The sequence below is a fragment of the Acinetobacter pittii ANC 4050 genome, assembly GCF_000399685.1.
GTDB classification, from domain to species: domain Bacteria; phylum Pseudomonadota; class Gammaproteobacteria; order Pseudomonadales; family Moraxellaceae; genus Acinetobacter; species Acinetobacter pittii_E.
This window is the reverse complement of the sequence record NZ_KB976987.1, coordinates 2,399,130-2,416,443: the sequence shown is the minus strand read 5'-3', so window position 1 is coordinate 2,416,443 and position 17,314 is coordinate 2,399,130. Positions and strand designations below refer to the sequence as shown.

The window sequence follows — 17,314 nt, the reverse complement described above, 5'->3', positions numbered from 1 at the left end:
TATGATCTTGGTTTATTAACTTCTGTGATTTAAGTATCACGGTATTAAGCATGACCTGACGAAGGCATGTTTATTCATTAACAGATTGGCAAAATTGAGTCTGAAATAAATTGTTCACTCAAGAGTTTAGATTAAGCAATTAATCTGAATGAATTGAGAACTAGCAAATTAACTGAATCAAGCGTTTTGGTATATGAATTTAGATTGAAGCTGTACAGTGTTTAAGTACACAGACAACAGATAGTAGCGATGAAGAATCGCACGGACAACACTCACTTGTAGGTGTTGACGACTGTTTGGGGTTGTATAGTCAAGTAATTAAGTGCATGTGGTGGATGCCTTGGCAGTCAGAGGCGATGAAAGACGTAATAGCCTGCGATAAGCTCCGGGGAGGCGGCAAATATCCTTTGATCCGGAGATTTCTGAATGGGGAAACCCACCTACTTTAAGGTAGGTATTGCAACATGAATACATAGTGTTGCAAGGCGAACGAGGGGAAGTGAAACATCTCAGTACCCTTAGGAAAAGAAATCAATTGAGATTCCCTCAGTAGCGGCGAGCGAACGGGGATCAGCCCATTAAGTTATGTGTGTTTTAGTGGAACGCTCTGGGAAGTGCGAACGTAGAGGGTGATATTCCCGTACACGAAAGGGCACACATAATGATGACGAGTAGGGCGAGGCACGTGAAACCTTGTCTGAATATGGGGGGACCATCCTCCAAGGCTAAATACTCCTGACTGACCGATAGTGAACCAGTACCGTGAGGGAAAGGCGAAAAGAACCCCTGTGAGGGGAGTGAAATAGATCCTGAAACCGCATGCATACAAGCAGTGGGAGCACCTTCGTGGTGTGACTGCGTACCTTTTGTATAATGGGTCAGCGACTTATATTCAGTAGCAAGGTTAACCGTATAGGGGAGCCGTAGGGAAACCGAGTCTTAATAGGGCGTTTAGTTGCTGGGTATAGACCCGAAACCAGGCGATCTATCCATGAGCAGGTTGAAGGTTGGGTAACACTAACTGGAGGACCGAACCCACTGTCGTTGAAAAGCCAGGGGATGACTTGTGGATAGGGGTGAAAGGCTAATCAAGCCTGGTGATAGCTGGTTCTCCCCGAAAGCTATTTAGGTAGCGCCTCGGACGAATACCATAGGGGGTAGAGCACTGTTTCGGCTAGGGGGTCATCCCGACTTACCAAACCGATGCAAACTCCGAATACCTATGAGTACTATCCGGGAGACAGACTGCGGGTGCTAACGTCCGTAGTCAAGAGGAAAACAATCCAGACCGCCAGCTAAGGCCCCAAAATCATAGTTAAGTGGGAAACGATGTGGGAAGGCATAGACAGCTAGGAGGTTGGCTTAGAAGCAGCCACCCTTTAAAGAAAGCGTAATAGCTCACTAGTCGAGTCGGCCTGCGCGGAAGATGTAACGGGGCTAAAACTATGTGCCGAAGCTGCGGATTTGACATTAGTCAAGTGGTAGGGGAGCGTTCTGTAAGCCGATGAAGGTGTATTGAGAAGTATGCTGGAGGTATCAGAAGTGCGAATGCTGACGTGAGTAACGACAAAACGGGTGAAAAACCCGTTCGCCGAAAGACCAAGGGTTCCAGTCCAACGTTAATCGGGGCTGGGTGAGTCGACCCCTAAGGCGAGGCCGAAAGGCGTAGTCGATGGGAAATTGGTTAATATTCCAATACTTCTGTGTAATGCGATGAGAGGACGGAGAAGGTTAAGTCAGCCTGGCGTTGGTTGTCCAGGTGGAAGGATGTAGGTATGTATCTTAGGCAAATCCGGGGTACTCTATACTGAGATCCGATAGCAAGCTGTACTTGTACAGCGAAGTGGCTGATACCATGCTTCCAGGAAAAGTCTCTAAGCTTCAGTTACACAGGAATCGTACCCGAAACCGACACAGGTGGTCAGGTCGAGTAGACCAAGGCGCTTGAGAGAACTCTGCTGAAGGAACTAGGCAAAATGGTACCGTAACTTCGGGAGAAGGTACGCTGTTGTTGGTGATGGAACTTGCTTCCTGAGCTGACGACAGCCGCAGAAACCAGGCCGCTGCAACTGTTTATTAAAAACATAGCACTCTGCAAACACGAAAGTGGACGTATAGGGTGTGATGCCTGCCCGGTGCTGGAAGGTTAATTGATGGGGTTAGCGTAAGCGAAGCTCTTGATCGAAGCCCCAGTAAACGGCGGCCGTAACTATAACGGTCCTAAGGTAGCGAAATTCCTTGTCGGGTAAGTTCCGACCTGCACGAATGGCATAATGATGGCGGCGCTGTCTCCAGCAGAGGCTCAGTGAAATCGAAATCGCTGTGAAGATGCAGTGTACCCGCGGCTAGACGGAAAGACCCCGTGAACCTTTACTGCAGCTTGACACTGAACTTTGACCTTACTTGTGTAGGATAGGTGGGAGGCTTTGAAGTTGGAACGCTAGTTCCAATGGAGCCGTCCTTGAAATACCACCCTGGTAATGTTGAGGTTCTAACTCTGTCCCGTTATCCGGGACGAGGACCGTGTCTGGTGGGTAGTTTGACTGGGGCGGTCTCCTCCTAAAGAGTAACGGAGGAGTACGAAGGTGCGCTCAGCGTGGTCGGAAATCACGCGTAGAGTATAAAGGCAAAAGCGCGCTTAACTGCGAGACCCACAAGTCGAGCAGGTACGAAAGTAGGTCTTAGTGATCCGGTGGTTCTGTATGGAAGGGCCATCGCTCAACGGATAAAAGGTACTCTGGGGATAACAGGCTGATACCGCCCAAGAGTTCATATCGACGGCGGTGTTTGGCACCTCGATGTCGGCTCATCTCATCCTGGGGCTGAAGCAGGTCCCAAGGGTATGGCTGTTCGCCATTTAAAGAGGTACGCGAGCTGGGTTTAGAACGTCGTGAGACAGTTCGGTCCCTATCTACCGTGGGCGCTGGAAATTTGAGAGGATCTGCTCCTAGTACGAGAGGACCAGAGTGGACGAACCTCTGGTGTACCGGTTGTGACGCCAGTCGCATCGCCGGGTAGCTATGTTCGGAAGGGATAACCGCTGAAAGCATCTAAGCGGGAAGCCTACCTCAAGATAAGATTTCCCTAGGAATTTATTCCTCTAAAGAGCCGTTCGAGACTAGGACGTTGATAGGTTGGATGTGGAAGCATAGTGATATGTGAAGCTGACCAATACTAATTGCTCGTGAGGCTTGACTATACAACACCCAAGCAGTTGTATATGAAGCATCAATCGATTCATAAACATGCAAAGCAACTTGATTTAGTTAAACGCTTAGCTAAAATGAACAGATAAAGTAAGATTCAATCAGCCCATCTGTAAAGATTTGGAAAACGCAACGTATCACCATGTGAATAAAACGAAGCAAGTATCCATACCAGTTGTGCTGGCGACCATAGCAAGAGTGAACCACCTGATCCCTTCCCGAACTCAGAAGTGAAACCTCTTAGCGCTGATGGTAGTGTGGGGTTACCCATGTGAGAGTAAGTCATCGCCAGCTCATTATTCAAACACCCCAGACTCAATGGTCAGGGGTGTTTTTTTATATCTATAAGATTTTAAAAATCTAAATGAGATTTATGGATTAAATCTTTAAATTCAATAAAAAACTATAAGGAGAAAGGGTAATTAATAAGAAGAAATAGAAAAGGCCTAACTTTTTTAATTAAATTTTTCATAAAGAGTTGTGTCTACTTTCTTTGGAATTATGTTTGATAGAATTAATTTAATAAGATTATTTTTATAATTGGAAAAATCTATTTTTTCTTCTAGAAAATTCAGTTGGATATGTATAACAAATGGAGACTATATGTTATAAATATTGAATAGGCATGATTTTTGCTTGTTTAATGGAAACTAAAATATATGAAATTATCTGTTGGATTGAAAGTTGCGAATTCTTTATCGTTAACACCTCAATTGCAGCAGGCGATTCGTTTATTACAACTCTCTAGTTTAGAGCTAGAACAGGAAATTCAGATTCAATTAGATAGTAATCCGTTACTTGAAAAAATAGAAGAAGAGTCATTAACGGAAAGTCTGTCTACATTAGAAAGTAAAGAATCAGATGATTTGACAACTGAACTAAATGCAAACCATTTGCCTGATGATTTGCCAGTCGATACCGATTGGGATGATGTTTATACACATCAATCAACGGCTTTAGCTACTCCAGAATTTGAGGAGCGAGAGGATAATCGTCAAGTTCAATTATCTCTAAAGGAACATATTTTAGAGCAAGTTAATCTTTTGCATTTCTCTAAAATAGATCAATTAATTGCTTATTGTATCGTTGATGCATTAGATGATAAAGGGTTCTTAGATGCTGAAATAGAAGAAATAATTTTAGCAGCACAACAATTGTTAAATGAAATGGATATTGGGGAAGAAATTGAAGAGGATGAAGTTCTAGTTGTTTTGAAGCATATTCAACGTCTTGATCCATTAGGGATTGGTTCACGCAATTTAGCGGAATGCTTAAAGGTACAGCTCGAATTTCTACCAAAAGATGTTGAGTACTTAAGCGAGGCAAAAAGCTTATTGCAGCATTATGAGCTTTTAATAGCAAATGACCTAAATAAGCTACTCAAACAAACAGGCCTAACGAGAGACCAACTAAAATTTGCAATCGACCTTTTAAAGACATTAAAACCATATCCTGGTATGGATTTTGATAAGCAAGAATCTGATTATCAAATTCCAGATGTAGTCGTTTCAAAAAAAGATTTACATTGGCAGGTTCAGCTAAACCCAGATGTACTTCCTAAATTACGAATTAATTCTTTTTACTCGAGTATGATTCGTAGAGCAGATCAGAGCGAGGATAATTTATATTTACGTAATCAAATGCTTGAGGCGAAAAATTTTATTAAAAGTATTGATGAAAGGCATAAAACATTATTAAAAGTAGCTTCTTGTATTGTGGAGCATCAAAAAGCCTTTTTGGAGATAGGTCCTGAGGCAATGAAGCCGCTTGTTCTTCGAGATGTGGCGGAAGAGGTTGAATTGCATGAATCTACAGTTTCTCGGGTCACTACAAATAAGTATATGCTTACGCCTCGTGGTCTGTTTGAGTTGAAATATTTTTTCTCTAGCCATGTAGGAACAACTACGGGGGGAGAGGCTTCTTCTACTGCGATTCGTGCAATGATCAAGAAACTGGTTGCAAATGAAAATCCACGTAAGCCTTTGTCAGATAATGTAATTGCTACATTATTAAAGGAGGAGGGAATTGAAGTGGCTCGAAGAACGGTTGCAAAATATCGAGAATCGTTACATATTCCTTCGTCGTCTGAGAGAAAAGTCTTGATCTGAATTTTGAAGTATGACTATTCTAGGAATTCATTATGACGAAATAATGAAATTTCATTTTCACCAAGAGAGTAACTAAAATGGTTTAATTGTCCCAAGTTTTCTTTTTGATAGCATTAAATCGTTTTGGTTCTTCTTTAGATAACCTAAAAAAGGTGAGGGATAGAATTATGCAAATAACGATTCGTGGACATCATTTAGCAATTACACCAGCTATAGAAGAAAATATTAAATCAAAATTTAATCAGTTAACGAAACATCTAGATCAGGTGAATAGTATGCAGATTAAATTAACAAAAGATCATCAAATTGATAAGCGCTCTCATAAAGGTAGTTCAAACCATGTTGCAGAGGCTATTGTAAGGTTGCCGGGAATTGAGTTGTTTGCTCAGGCAACTGCTGATGACATGTATACTTCAATTAAAAAGCTGACTGAAAAATTAAAAAAACAATTATTAAAATATCGGAAAATGCAGTGTACTTATTCGCAAGTTACTGTTTCTGCTTAATAAGTTTTATATAATTGAGAGAGGCTTGAAAGATAGCCTCTTTTTTATTGATAAAATATAAACACGTACTGAATTCTTTGAAAAAGTTATAGTAAAATACTTCGTTTTACACCTTAGGTTGTGTCAGAGGTCTTTGCAATGAATAGTGAACAGCTCACTCAAATTTTAAAAGAAGCTTTCCCTGAAGCGGAAGTAGCGGTGAGCGGACAGGCCGGAAAATTTGACCTCCGTATTGTGGATGATCAATTTGACGGTAAGCGTACTGTTGCTCGCCAACAATTAGTTTATGCACCATTAAATACTTATATTGCAAGTGGCGAAGTTCACGCGGTAACAATTCGTGCAATGACCAAAGATGAATGGCGTAAAGCAAGCCTTTTCGGAGCTTAAATATTAATGGATAAATTTTTAATTACGGGTGGTGTTAAGCTCGAAGGGGAAGTGCGCATTTCTGGTGCTAAAAATGCGGCTTTACCATTACTTGCTGCAACTATTCTTGCAGACTCACCAATTACGATTACCAACGTTCCAAATCTTAAAGATGTAAATACTTTGGTTAAGTTGATTGGTGGATTAGGGGTTACAATCGGCTATGAAAATGACACAGTAAAAGCTGATACCTCTACTTTAGATAATCAGTTTGCTCCTTATGAATTGGTAAAAACAATGCGTGCCTCAATTTTGGTTTTAGGACCATTATTAGCACGCTATGGTAATGCGAAGGTTTCTTTACCAGGTGGTTGTGCAATTGGATCACGTCCAGTTGACCAACATCTAAAAGCCTTAGAAGCTTTAGGTGCACATATTGAAGTTGAAAATGGTTATGTCCATGCTTCAGTTGAAGGTCGTTTAAAAGGTGGCGAAGTTGTTTTCGATATGGTTACCGTTGGTGGTACTGAAAACATCTTGATGGCTGCTGCACTGGCTGATGGTGTTACAACTATTCGTAATGCAGCTCGTGAACCTGAGATTACTGACCTTGCTCAAATGCTCATTAAAATGGGTGCTAAGATTGAAGGTATTGATACTGATACTTTAGTTGTAACTGGAGTAGAAAGTTTGCACGGCTGTGAATATGCTGTTGTAGCTGATCGTATCGAGACGGGTTCTTATTTAGCAGCTGCTGCAATTACCGGTGGTCGTGTCAAAACTACTCATACTGACCCTGCATTACTTGAATCTGTTTTGGATAAGTTTGAAGAAATGGGTGCTGAAGTCACTCGTGGCGATGACTGGATCGAGCTTGATATGTTAGGCAAACGCCCTAAGGCTGTAAGTTTTAGAACTTTGCCACATCCGGAGTTTCCAACAGATATGCAAGCTCAGCTTATGGCTGTAAATGCTATCGGTCGCGGATTTGCAACGATTTCTGAAACGATTTTTGAAAATCGTTTTATGCATGTTCCTGAGTTATCACGCATGGGAGCTAATATTCAGGTCGAAGGTCACGATGCAATTGTAACTGGAGTAGAAACTTTACAGGCAGCACCTGTAATGGCAACTGATTTGCGTGCTTCATTCTCTTTAGTTTTGGCAGCTTTAGTTGCAGAGGGAGATACCTTAATCGATCGTATCTACCATATTGACCGTGGTTATGAGCATGTCGAAGAGAAACTTCAAGGTTTAGGTGCCAAAATTAAGCGAGTAAGTTAATGAATGATGTAAGAAACGATGATCCTAATTTTGATGTGATGGGCAATTTTGATCATGGTTTGACCTTGGCACTTAGTAAAGGGCGTATCTTAAAAGAGACGTTACCTTTGCTAGCTACAGCGGGCATTAATTTGCTGGAAGATCCGGAAAAGTCCCGTAAACTGATTTTTCCTACTACGCATAAGCAAGTACGTATTTTGATTTTACGTGCATCTGATGTGCCTACTTATGTAGAAAATGGCGCAGCAGATCTAGGTGTAGCAGGAAAAGATGTGTTGATGGAACATGGTGCTCAGCATGTATATGAGCTACTTGATCTGAAAATCGCTAAGTGTAAATTAATGACTGCTGGTAAAGTGGGAATGGAGCGTCCAAAAGGCCGTTTAAAAATTGCCACGAAATATGTCAATCTTACACGTCAGTATTATGCAAGCTTAGGTGAGCAAGTTGATGTAATTAAACTCTATGGTTCTATGGAGTTAGCGCCTTTGGTTGGGTTGGGTGATTACATTGTAGATGTGGTCGATACTGGTAATACGCTCAGAGCAAATGGTCTTGAACCATTAGAGGAAATTTGCAAAGTTTCTTCACGTTTAATTGTAAATAAAGCTAGTTTTAAACGTAAGCAGACTCTATTAAATCCAATCATTTCACAGCTTGAGCAAGCCGTTCAATCACGTTAAAAGCAATTTCCCATCATGCTTTTGTGATAGTTGCTTCAGATGATGCCCACAAGCGCTTAGAAAAAGAGTAAACTTGGTTTTTCTTTTTCGCCTTGTGGGTAAATTGATGCGACGTTTATCGACTCAAGATCAGAACTTCAAACAGGTTTTTGCTGAGCTTTTAGCATTTGAAACCGTAAATGATCTTAATTTAGTGCAAACAGTAGATCAAATTATTGCTGATGTTCGTCAGCATGGTGATGATCATGTTTTAAAGCTCACTCAACAGTTCGATCGACATCCAGCGCATCAATTCTCAGATTTAGAATTATCTCAACAACAACTTAAAACTGCTTTTGATAATTTAAATCCAGAAATTCGCGATGCTCTTCAGTTGGCAGCAGCTCGTATTCGTACATTTCATGAGGCTCAGAAGCAAGATAGCTGGACTTATATAGATGATTTGGGCAATACCTTAGGGCAAAAAGTGACACCTCTAGACCGTGTAGGTATTTATGTGCCAGGCGGTTTAGCCTCTTATCCATCTTCAGTTTTAATGAATGCTGTGCCAGCCCACGTTGCAGGTGTACCTGAAATTATTATGGTTGTTCCAGCACCGAATGGTGAACTGAATCTATTGGTCCTTGCGGCAGCTTACCTTGCTGGGGTTAGTCGAGTATTCACTATTGGTGGGGCACAGGCTGTAGCAGCTTTGGCTTATGGAACACAGACGATTCCACCTGTAGATAAAATTACTGGTCCAGGGAATCGTTTTGTAGCAGCTGCTAAACGTGCTGTATTTGGCCAAGTCGGCATTGATATGATTGCTGGACCTTCTGAAATTTTAGTATATGCAGAAGGTGAGAATAATGCAGATTGGTTAGCTATGGATGTTTTATCTCAAGCTGAACATGACACAGTCGCTCAAGCTATTTTTATTACTCCAGATGAAGCTTTGCTTAATGCAGTCGAGTTGGCAATTGAAAAGCATTTAAATGAATTGCCAAAGGCAGATATTGCTCGAACTTCGATTGAAAACCGTGGTGCTTTGGTATTAGTCAAAGACCGTGCAGAAGCAATTGAATTGATTAATCAGGTTGCACCAGAGCATTTAGAACTTTGCTTGGATGATGCCGAAGCCATGAGCGAACATATTCGTCATGCTGGAGCAATTTTCATGGGACGTTATACACCTGAAGCAATTGGTGACTATTGTGCAGGTCCAAACCATGTATTGCCAACTTCTGGAACAGCTCGTTTTTCTTCTCCTTTAGGCGTTTATGATTTCCAAAAGCGTTCGAGCTTGATTATGTGTTCGAAAGATGGGGTTAAAACGTTAGCTAAAACAGCCGACATATTAGCTGTCCAAGAGAACTTGGATGCCCATGCACGCTCAGCTCGCTATCGTTATCAATAAGTTTATAAACCTTGTAGTTTTTTAATTATTACTCAGGGCTGATTTTCAGCCCTTTTTTGAGATAAGACCATGACTTTATCTACAGCACAAATGCGCTTTTGGAGTCCAGAAGTTCGTGAATTGGAACCTTATGTTCCGGGTGAGCAGCCTAAAATTCAGAATTTATTGAAACTCAATACGAATGAAAATCCATATCCACCATCACCAAAAGTAGTTGAAGCAGTTCAAGCTGTTTTAACTCAACAAGCTGATGCATTGCGTTTATATCCCGATCCAGATGCAACAGCTTTAAAGCAAGCAATTGCTAAACAACAGAATATTGAAGTATCTCAAGTTTTCGTTGGTAATGGTTCAGATGAAGTACTTGCTCATATTTTTAAAGCATTTTTTCTTCAAGATGAACCGATTCTGTATCCAGATATCACTTATAGTTTTTATCCAGTTTATAGTCAGTTCTTTGGAACAAAAACTAAAGAACTTCCACTCAATGAGAATTTTGAGATAGACGTTAAGGATTATGTGCAACCAAATGGGGGAGTTATTATTACGAACCCTAATGCACCAACAAGTATTGCCCTCGGCTTGCAAGAAATTGAACAAATCTTAAAAGCGAATCCAAATCGAGTGGTTGTGATTGATGAAGCTTATGTTGATTTTGGTGCAGAATCCGCTGTTAGTTTGGTAAGCCGCTATGAGAATTTGGTGGTGTGCCAAACAACTTCAAAATCTCGGTCTCTTGCTGGTTTGCGCGTTGGCTTCGCGATTGCTCAGCCTCATTTAATTGCAGCTCTTGAAGCTGTCAAAAATAGTTTTAATTCATATCCTATTGACCGTTTTGCAATTGCAGCAGCTGTAGCGTCTTTTGAAGATCAAGCTTATTTTGAAGAGCAATGCCAGAAAGTTATTTCTAGTCGTGAAAAGCTAGTAGATGATTTAACTACTTTAGGCTTTAAAGTTTTGCCATCTAAAGCGAACTTTATTTTTGCTTCACATTCATTGCATGATGCAGGTCAACTTGCACAGCAATTACGTGAGCAGGGCATTATTGTGCGCTATTTCAATAAGCCGCGTATTAATCAATTCTTACGGATTACAGTAGGGACTGACGAGCAAAATGAGCGTTTAGTACAAACATTAAAACAAGATATTCTCTAAATTTTACTCTGCTGTGCTGTTCATTAGGTTCAGCATAGCAGAGACTTTATCAAGACTCTCTTGATATTCCGCTTCAGCATTTGATGCAATTGTAATACCACCACCAGCCCATAAAGAAAGCTGATTTTGATATTGTTGAAAACTACGGATAAGAATATTCCAGCGGCCTGTCCCATCAAAATTGAAATAGCCCAATGTCCCGCAATATGCACCTCTTGCTGCTTCCTCTAACTCTTCAATAATCTGCATTGCCCGAATTTTCGGAGCACCTGTGATTGATCCTCCAGGTAAGGCAGAGAGCAGCATTTGCATAGGATTAACATCATCTTTAAGGGTCGCAACGATTTCGCTTACCATGTGATGTACTTGATTGAAACTTTCAATCTCAAATAGTTTTGTTGTTTTTACTGATCCTGTATTGGCATAAATGCTCAAATCATTACGTAATAAATCAACGATCATGACATTCTCTGCCTGATCTTTTTGAGAGTTTTTTAAGGTTTGTTTTGAAATAAAATCTTTTTCTACATTTTTATAGCGAGGCATTGTTCCTTTAATAGGTCTTGTCTTAATTTGTTTATTTTGATTGAACTCAATAAAAAGCTCTGGGGAACAACTTAATAATTCAAAATTATCTAATTTTAAATAACCTGCATATGGTGCATTAGTAAGACTCCATAAATCTGCTGCTTTATTTAATAAAGATCCTTTGAAATCAGCTTTAAATTCTTGGGTTAAATTAATTTGATAGCAATCACCAGCTTTAATATATTCTTGTATTTTATAAAAAGCATCAAAATATTGTTTTTTAGACCACCTTGGCTGAATAGTGGTTTTTAATTCAAATATATTTTTAGAATGATTAGAAATAGAATTCTCTATTCTATTTTCAAGATATGAGAATAGCTCAAGTGCATCTGGTTCATCACTAAAAAAATACCAATCATTATCTATATATTTTAAAAAAGAACCATATTGTCCTAAGAATAAAGCGGGCTGTATATCATTTCGTATATCAATAAACTGATGAGCAGAAAAATCATAACTGATAAAACCAATATAACCCCCTGTAAAACTTGTTGTAGCGTTAATATTTACTTGTGAATTATTCTCTTTAAATTGGGCAAAGTCTATTAAGTGATTTAATTTTGATATATTTCTATATTCATTAAAATTTTGATGTTGAAACTCTAGATAACTTTCATCTTGAAAAAGAATATATTTTTTAGGAAGAAATCCAATAATTGGATTGTTATTGTCATTTAAATAAACAAGCCCAGTTAACCCTTGTAACTTTTTTAAAATATCGGCAGCACTTTTACCATGTAAAGAGATTTTTTTCTTTAACTGAGACATTTTTAAATAGGATAGTGGTTAATGAGAGAACATAGTTTACTACAAGTCATAGTTCATCAGGAGGAAGACTTTTATATGGGAAACTTTTTGCTGATAAAACAAGCACAATTACAGCTTAAGATTTTATATGTTTATGAGCATTTATGAAGTAAAACCTAAGGTGTACCGTTTGTCGGGTAATTGGCAAAAAATGCACAACACTAGTTGAACAAAAAGTAACGTACATGTAATTTAGTAATTGCTAAGCAAAACTACTCAAGGATTGGAAGTTTCGGTTGCCATATAAAGAAAAATGCGACTTGAGACAATGAGAGTGGTTAAAGTCAAAAAATAAATGCTCTTGGGAGAGTGCTCAATGAAAATGTTCACTAAACTTGCTTTAGTTTCTTCTTTAGCTATCAGTGCAAATGCAATGGCAATGCAGTCAATGGACGATGCTGCGCTTAGTGCTGCTACAGGTCAAGATGGTATTAACATCGGTATCGCTTTAGGTGCTGGCGGTATTTCTATCGATAAAGTATTTATTCATGATAATGATGGTCTAGATCCTGCTACAGGCATTACAGGTGCTGCAGCAACTGCGGGTGCGATTGTAGTAAGCGGAGTATCTGTTACACAGGTTGATCAAACTGCTAATTTGTTAGACCTTAAAATTGACAGCGTTGGTGCTTCGGGTACAAACGGCGCGTTTTTAAACGTTGCTGCAAATGTTGGTGCAGTTGATGTAAGTGTTGGTTCAATTGGTGTAGGAACATCTGGTACTTTAAATACAACTACTGCTGTACGTGGTATTACTGAAACTGCTCCAACTGAAATTATCTCTGGTTTAGATTTGTCTCTAGGCGCAATTTCAGCGAATGTACAATTAGGTTCCACTCCACAAGGAGCAATGATTAAAGTAAATTCAAGCTTACAGGGTGGTTTAACTTTATCTAATTTTGGTATTAATGACGCTGCCGGTGGTGGTGAAATCTTCTTAGATAAAGTTATGGTTCGCGGTGCGGGTAACACAACTGGTGATTTAGATGTTGATGCTAACATTTCAGTTGTACCAACAGGCTTAAAAATTCAGAATAATAGTGCTCAAGGTATGAATGTTTATGTACAAGGCGTACATTTGGGTTCTAATACTGCCGCTTCAATTGGTGATGTTGAAATCCAAGGTTTAAATGTAGGGACTTCTACAATTACAATCTCAGGCCACTAATCTGAGTATTTAATTAAAAAGCGCGTTTAATACGCGCTTTTTTAATTTATTAATTACCTAATTTTATTATATATAAAAATATTTTTATTGATCAAAATAAGTTATTAAATTTAAGAATTAAATTAAATTAAGTATAAAAGTCTCTCTATTTTTATAAAACTAAACGTTCATCAAAAAAAAGTAAAAAAAGGCTGTTTTTTTCAAAAAAAAAAGGTATCTTCAACACACAGGGATGTAGAGCTATTGCTCTAAGAATAAAATGAATAAGGCCGGTTAGGCCACCATTTAGAACAAGTGCTTATGTTAGAGATTGCTTTAGGCTCAGCATTGATATATTACTTTGCGACAGAAGCCTTCGAAATAGAAAAAAAGCCACCGGGAACTGTTTATTATACAGAGACCGCCGATTCACGTAATTTATCTTTTCGCCGTAATCATATTGAACCAGTTCAAATTAAACCAGCTGTAGAAGATCAGTTTCGAGGTATTGTTCGACAAGCTTATGACTATAGCTGTGGTTCAGCTGCTCTTACGACACTTTTAAATGGTTATGTGGGAACGAGTTTGACTGAACAGCAGACCATGAGCGGCTTACTACAATATGGCGAATATCAACGTATTATTGAGCGTCGAAGTTTCTCTTTACTTGATATGAAGCGCTTTGTAACTGCTATTGGTTTAGAAAGTGGGGGGTACCGTGGAGAATTTTCGGATTTAGTCAATCTTGGACAACCTGCGATTGTTCCAATTTCTTATGCTGGTTTTAAGCATTTTGTCGTATATAAAGCTTATAAAGATGGACGTGTATATGTTGCTGACCCAGCATTAGGGAATATCAGCTTTGATGAAAATCGTTTTAAAGAGGTTTGGGATAATAATACATTATTTGTTATTTCTGTTCCTGAACCGCAGCGTAAAGACTTATTGGCTCTAAAAGATTCAGATATGCGTCATGTGGAAGATGCGACTGTTAACCGTTATGCCTTTGTGGATGTGCAATATCCAACATTCAATTATGACCGTTTAGCAAATAAAGCATCAACCATGCGCCGGGTATTAGATAAAGACCCAAATTCTGCAACTTATAATCAGCCAATTGAAACATATATGCGTCTTTACTATAAGCGTAAATAATCAAATATGAATTGAGTAAAATAAATACATTAGGTGGGAATAAACATGAATAATCAATGGATGAAGATGAGTGTATTGGCATTAAGTATAAGTGCCATTACGGGTACACTTTATGCAGATGATCAAGTTGCACAACAAGCAGATGAACAAAATACTACAGCTGTTTCTGAAGCGAGTACAACAGCAGAAGTAACTCCAGCCACAGATTCAGCCCAGGAAGTGAGTACGACTCCAGCCACAGACGTTGTAACTACTGAACCTGCTTCTACACCTGCAAATACTGGAGCTGATCAAGCCGCAACTGCCTTACAGAAGAAAGAAGGTGATGCGACTCAAGAAACAAATTTGCAAGAAGTATTTACTTCGAATGAGCGACAATATTCATTGATTAAAAGAGGCGTATTCTCAGCTTATTACGATCTCGATTATACCTATTACCGTGATACTCGAATTGATTTAGCTTTAGCTGATAATTCTTCTCAACTCAACCGTTTACGTATTGAAGAAGATGCGAACCATACTTTAACGAATAGTTTTACTGTTCAATATGGTGTATTGGACAACTTAACATTATCTGCAACCGTTCCTTTCGTTGCGAAGTCTGAAATTGTTCGAGATACAACTGCAGCTGGTTTGGGTGATATTTCTTTAGGGGCACGCTGGGAACCTTTCCCATTAAAGCAAGGCCGTTTGCCATTGGTATTATTTGGTAACCTATCAACAAAAACTGGCGATAGTCCTTATGAAATTGGTTTAGATGAGCTTTCAACTGGTAAGGGTTATTACTCTGTTGGGGTGGGAGCAAGTACCCGTAAATATATCGATCCAGTTGTGTTATTTGCATCGGCATCTGCCAATTATGGTTTTAAAGAAACAGGTTTAAATCAGGCACGAGGTTCGAGGACGTTAACTTCTTTTGACCCAGGCATTAGTGGCGGTTTTTCATTCGGTTTTGCTTATTCATTTAACTATGACGTGTCTTTAACCATGTCATATCAACAAAGTTTCAACATGGATGCAGAATTCCAGTTCGAGAACGGTGAGGCATATAAGTCGCCAGACCAAAGTAGTGCAATGTTGTCTTTTGCTTTAGGTGTACGTGTTTCACCTGAAACAATCGTTAATGGTACGGTAGGGATTGGTTTAACTGAAGATGCACCAGATGTTTCGCTTGGTTTGTCTTTCCCACTAGATTTTATAGGCTTTGGCAAAAAAACCAAATAAGGAGATATGCAGGTGAAATATCCTAAATTATGTCCTTTAACGGCGGCAATTGTTATCTCCGGTTTTTCTAGCTTTGCCAATGCTCAATTAGGACAAAACCTAGCTGTTGATATTCGTTCACTTTCGATGGGGAATGCAGTAACTGCAGATCCCCCTGGTATTAGTGCAGTTCACTTTAACCCAGCAGCTTTAGCAAAAATTGATGGGTTACAGACAGATGTCCAAGGAATTCTAGCGAACTTTGATATTCAACGTGAGTTCTCGGCACCTCCAGGTTATAACGTTTTTGGCTACTCAGATGACCCTCTTGTTTGTAATGATGGTCCAGAAGTTACAGCCAATATTTGTACTGATTTTAAAGGACCTGTACGTGGTGATGTTGAATATGCCAGCTTATATGTACCGATTCTAAAAAAAATGGTTGATCTGGGAGCTGGCTATCCATTAGCTGCTCCAACTGCAGGAATTGCTTATAAACCTCCAGGTTCAAAGTTGACCTATGCTACAGCAATTTATGCACCCTTAATTGCAGGCTTCGGCGCAGAAAATGGTAACGCTGGAAACTTCATGGGGCAGCAGGTGGCTGTTGAGCGGATTACTTATTTATCTCCATCTTTTGGTTATCAAGTAAATGATCATTTATCGATCGGTGCTTCGGTTGGTATGTCTTATAACGCTCTTGCTATGAAAACTGATTTGCGTTTTCCCAATGATATGATTGGGGTATTGCGTATGGTTGATGACGTCGTATGTGGGCCGTTTAAAGACAATAACGATATGATCACTAATCTATTGTTATTTGGTTTATGTAATACTCAAGAAGGGATGGACCCTTTTAAGAAAATGGGGTCACTGCAAGTTTCTATGGAGCAGTCTTTAAGCCCAAGCTATAACTTGGGGTTAATGTGGGAACCAACGGACGATTTTGGCTTTGGTATGGTTTACCAAAGCGCGGCTAAAATGCGTATGAAAGGGAAATACCTGATTAATAATGCTAAGGCTCCTCAAGAATTAATTAAAGGCTTAAACTCCTCAGCTACAGGTCAGGTTCTGGCCGCTATTCTCGGTTTACCGGGAAATGTACCAAACTCTGAGTCTGGTTTGGCCGCGATGGACTTGGAATATCCTGCACATTTTCAGGCAGGGATTAAATATAAAATATTCCCTGATTTGCAAGTTAATTTTGACGTGGGTTGGACAGACTATTCGGCATGGGATAAGTTCAAATTTGAATTTGATCGACAGATTACCTTACTCAAAGTTGCCAAACTTTTATCAAATGATGTGACAGATGCTTCATTAGGATTACCTTTAAAGTTTACTTCACCATGGAGTTGGGGTATTGGTTTAGAGTATTCGGCAACAGATCGTTTGAAGTTACGTGCAGGTTATGAACCTCGTGCTAGTGCTATTCCCAATGATAAACGCAACACTATGATTCCAATTAATAATGCACAATTATTTGGTTTGGGTATTGGATATCGTTTTGATGCAGATACAGATTTGGATCTTTCAGTTGGTTTCTTACGTAGCCGCGATAATATTCCAGCAGGGACTAGTACCTTATCTAATAAAACAGGAGTTGATAATATCCTGTTAAACCCTTATGCCGGTTTGGATGTTAAAACCAATACCAAAGTTACAGTACTCGGGTTAAATTATAGAACAAAATGGTAAAATTAAATT

At 39.4% G+C, this 17,314-nt stretch carries 12 protein-coding genes and 2 rRNA genes; 13 read left to right on the top strand and 1 reads right to left on the bottom strand.

Annotated features, from left to right (window positions below; genetic code table 11):
• Nucleotides 1–308: 308 nt before the first annotated feature.
• From F931_RS15135 to hisC, 9 genes are all read left to right on the top strand, one after another.
• Nucleotides 309–3,199, top strand: a 23S ribosomal RNA gene (locus tag F931_RS15135).
• A gap of 186 nt (nucleotides 3,200–3,385) precedes the next feature.
• A 5S ribosomal RNA gene (rrf, locus tag F931_RS15130) occupies nucleotides 3,386–3,500 on the top strand.
• 365 nt (nucleotides 3,501–3,865) lie between these two features.
• Nucleotides 3,866–5,314: an RNA polymerase factor sigma-54 gene (gene rpoN / locus F931_RS15125; RefSeq protein WP_016142152.1), complete on the top strand. Its 1,449-nt coding sequence runs from the start codon at nucleotides 3,866–3,868 to the stop codon at nucleotides 5,312–5,314.
• Between the two features lie 167 nt (nucleotides 5,315–5,481).
• Nucleotides 5,482–5,820 carry a ribosome hibernation-promoting factor, HPF/YfiA family gene (hpf, locus tag F931_RS15120; RefSeq protein ID WP_016142151.1) on the top strand — a complete coding sequence of 113 codons (339 nt, stop codon included), beginning with the start codon at nucleotides 5,482–5,484 and terminating at the stop codon, nucleotides 5,818–5,820.
• A gap of 138 nt (nucleotides 5,821–5,958) precedes the next feature.
• The gene (gene ibaG / locus F931_RS15115; RefSeq protein ID WP_002115399.1) at nucleotides 5,959–6,210 is read left to right on the top strand and encodes a BolA family iron metabolism protein IbaG; all 252 of its coding nucleotides are present in this window, start codon (nucleotides 5,959–5,961) and stop codon (nucleotides 6,208–6,210) included.
• A gap of 6 nt (nucleotides 6,211–6,216) precedes the next feature.
• Nucleotides 6,217–7,473 (top strand): UDP-N-acetylglucosamine 1-carboxyvinyltransferase, encoded by a 1,257-nt coding sequence (murA, locus tag F931_RS15110; protein WP_016142150.1) that lies wholly within the window; start codon nucleotides 6,217–6,219, stop codon nucleotides 7,471–7,473.
• The gene (hisG, locus tag F931_RS15105; protein WP_005071248.1) at nucleotides 7,473–8,156 is read left to right on the top strand and encodes an ATP phosphoribosyltransferase; all 684 of its coding nucleotides are present in this window, start codon (nucleotides 7,473–7,475) and stop codon (nucleotides 8,154–8,156) included. Before murA ends, hisG begins: the two co-directional genes overlap by 1 nt.
• Nucleotides 8,157–8,262: 106 nt before the next feature.
• Nucleotides 8,263–9,552: a histidinol dehydrogenase gene (gene hisD, locus F931_RS15100; RefSeq protein ID WP_025470377.1), complete on the top strand. Its 1,290-nt coding sequence runs from the start codon at nucleotides 8,263–8,265 to the stop codon at nucleotides 9,550–9,552.
• Nucleotides 9,553–9,621: 69 nt separating this feature from the next.
• Nucleotides 9,622–10,707, top strand: coding sequence for a histidinol-phosphate transaminase (gene hisC, locus F931_RS15095; RefSeq protein WP_016142148.1), 1,086 nt, complete (start codon nucleotides 9,622–9,624; stop codon nucleotides 10,705–10,707).
• A gap of 3 nt (nucleotides 10,708–10,710) precedes the next feature.
• On the opposite strand, the gene F931_RS15090 is transcribed toward hisC, so the two are convergent.
• Nucleotides 10,711–12,063: an anthranilate synthase component I family protein gene (locus F931_RS15090; protein ID WP_016142147.1), complete on the bottom strand. Its 1,353-nt coding sequence runs from the start codon at nucleotides 12,061–12,063 to the stop codon at nucleotides 10,711–10,713.
• Nucleotides 12,064–12,418: 355 nt separating this feature from the next.
• Between F931_RS15090 and F931_RS15085 the strand changes: the two genes are divergently transcribed.
• The 4 genes from F931_RS15085 (at nucleotide 12,419) to F931_RS15070 (ending at nucleotide 17,305) form a co-directional block, all read left to right on the top strand.
• On the top strand, nucleotides 12,419–13,270 hold the full coding sequence (locus tag F931_RS15085; RefSeq protein ID WP_016142145.1) for a putative pilus system protein FilA: 852 nt from the start codon (nucleotides 12,419–12,421) through the stop codon (nucleotides 13,268–13,270).
• Between the two features lie 300 nt (nucleotides 13,271–13,570).
• Nucleotides 13,571–14,404: a putative pilus system C39 family peptidase FilB gene (locus F931_RS15080; protein WP_016142144.1), complete on the top strand. Its 834-nt coding sequence runs from the start codon at nucleotides 13,571–13,573 to the stop codon at nucleotides 14,402–14,404.
• A 45-nt stretch (nucleotides 14,405–14,449) separates the two neighbouring features.
• Nucleotides 14,450–15,628, top strand: a complete 1,179-nt coding sequence (locus F931_RS15075) for a putative pilus system protein FilC (protein WP_016142143.1) — start codon at nucleotides 14,450–14,452, stop codon at nucleotides 15,626–15,628.
• A 12-nt stretch (nucleotides 15,629–15,640) separates the two neighbouring features.
• Complete coding sequence (locus F931_RS15070; protein WP_016142142.1) at nucleotides 15,641–17,305, top strand: putative pilus system OmpP1/FadL family transporter FilD; 1,665 nt, start codon at nucleotides 15,641–15,643, stop codon at nucleotides 17,303–17,305.
• The last annotated feature ends 9 nt before the right edge of the window (nucleotides 17,306–17,314 follow it).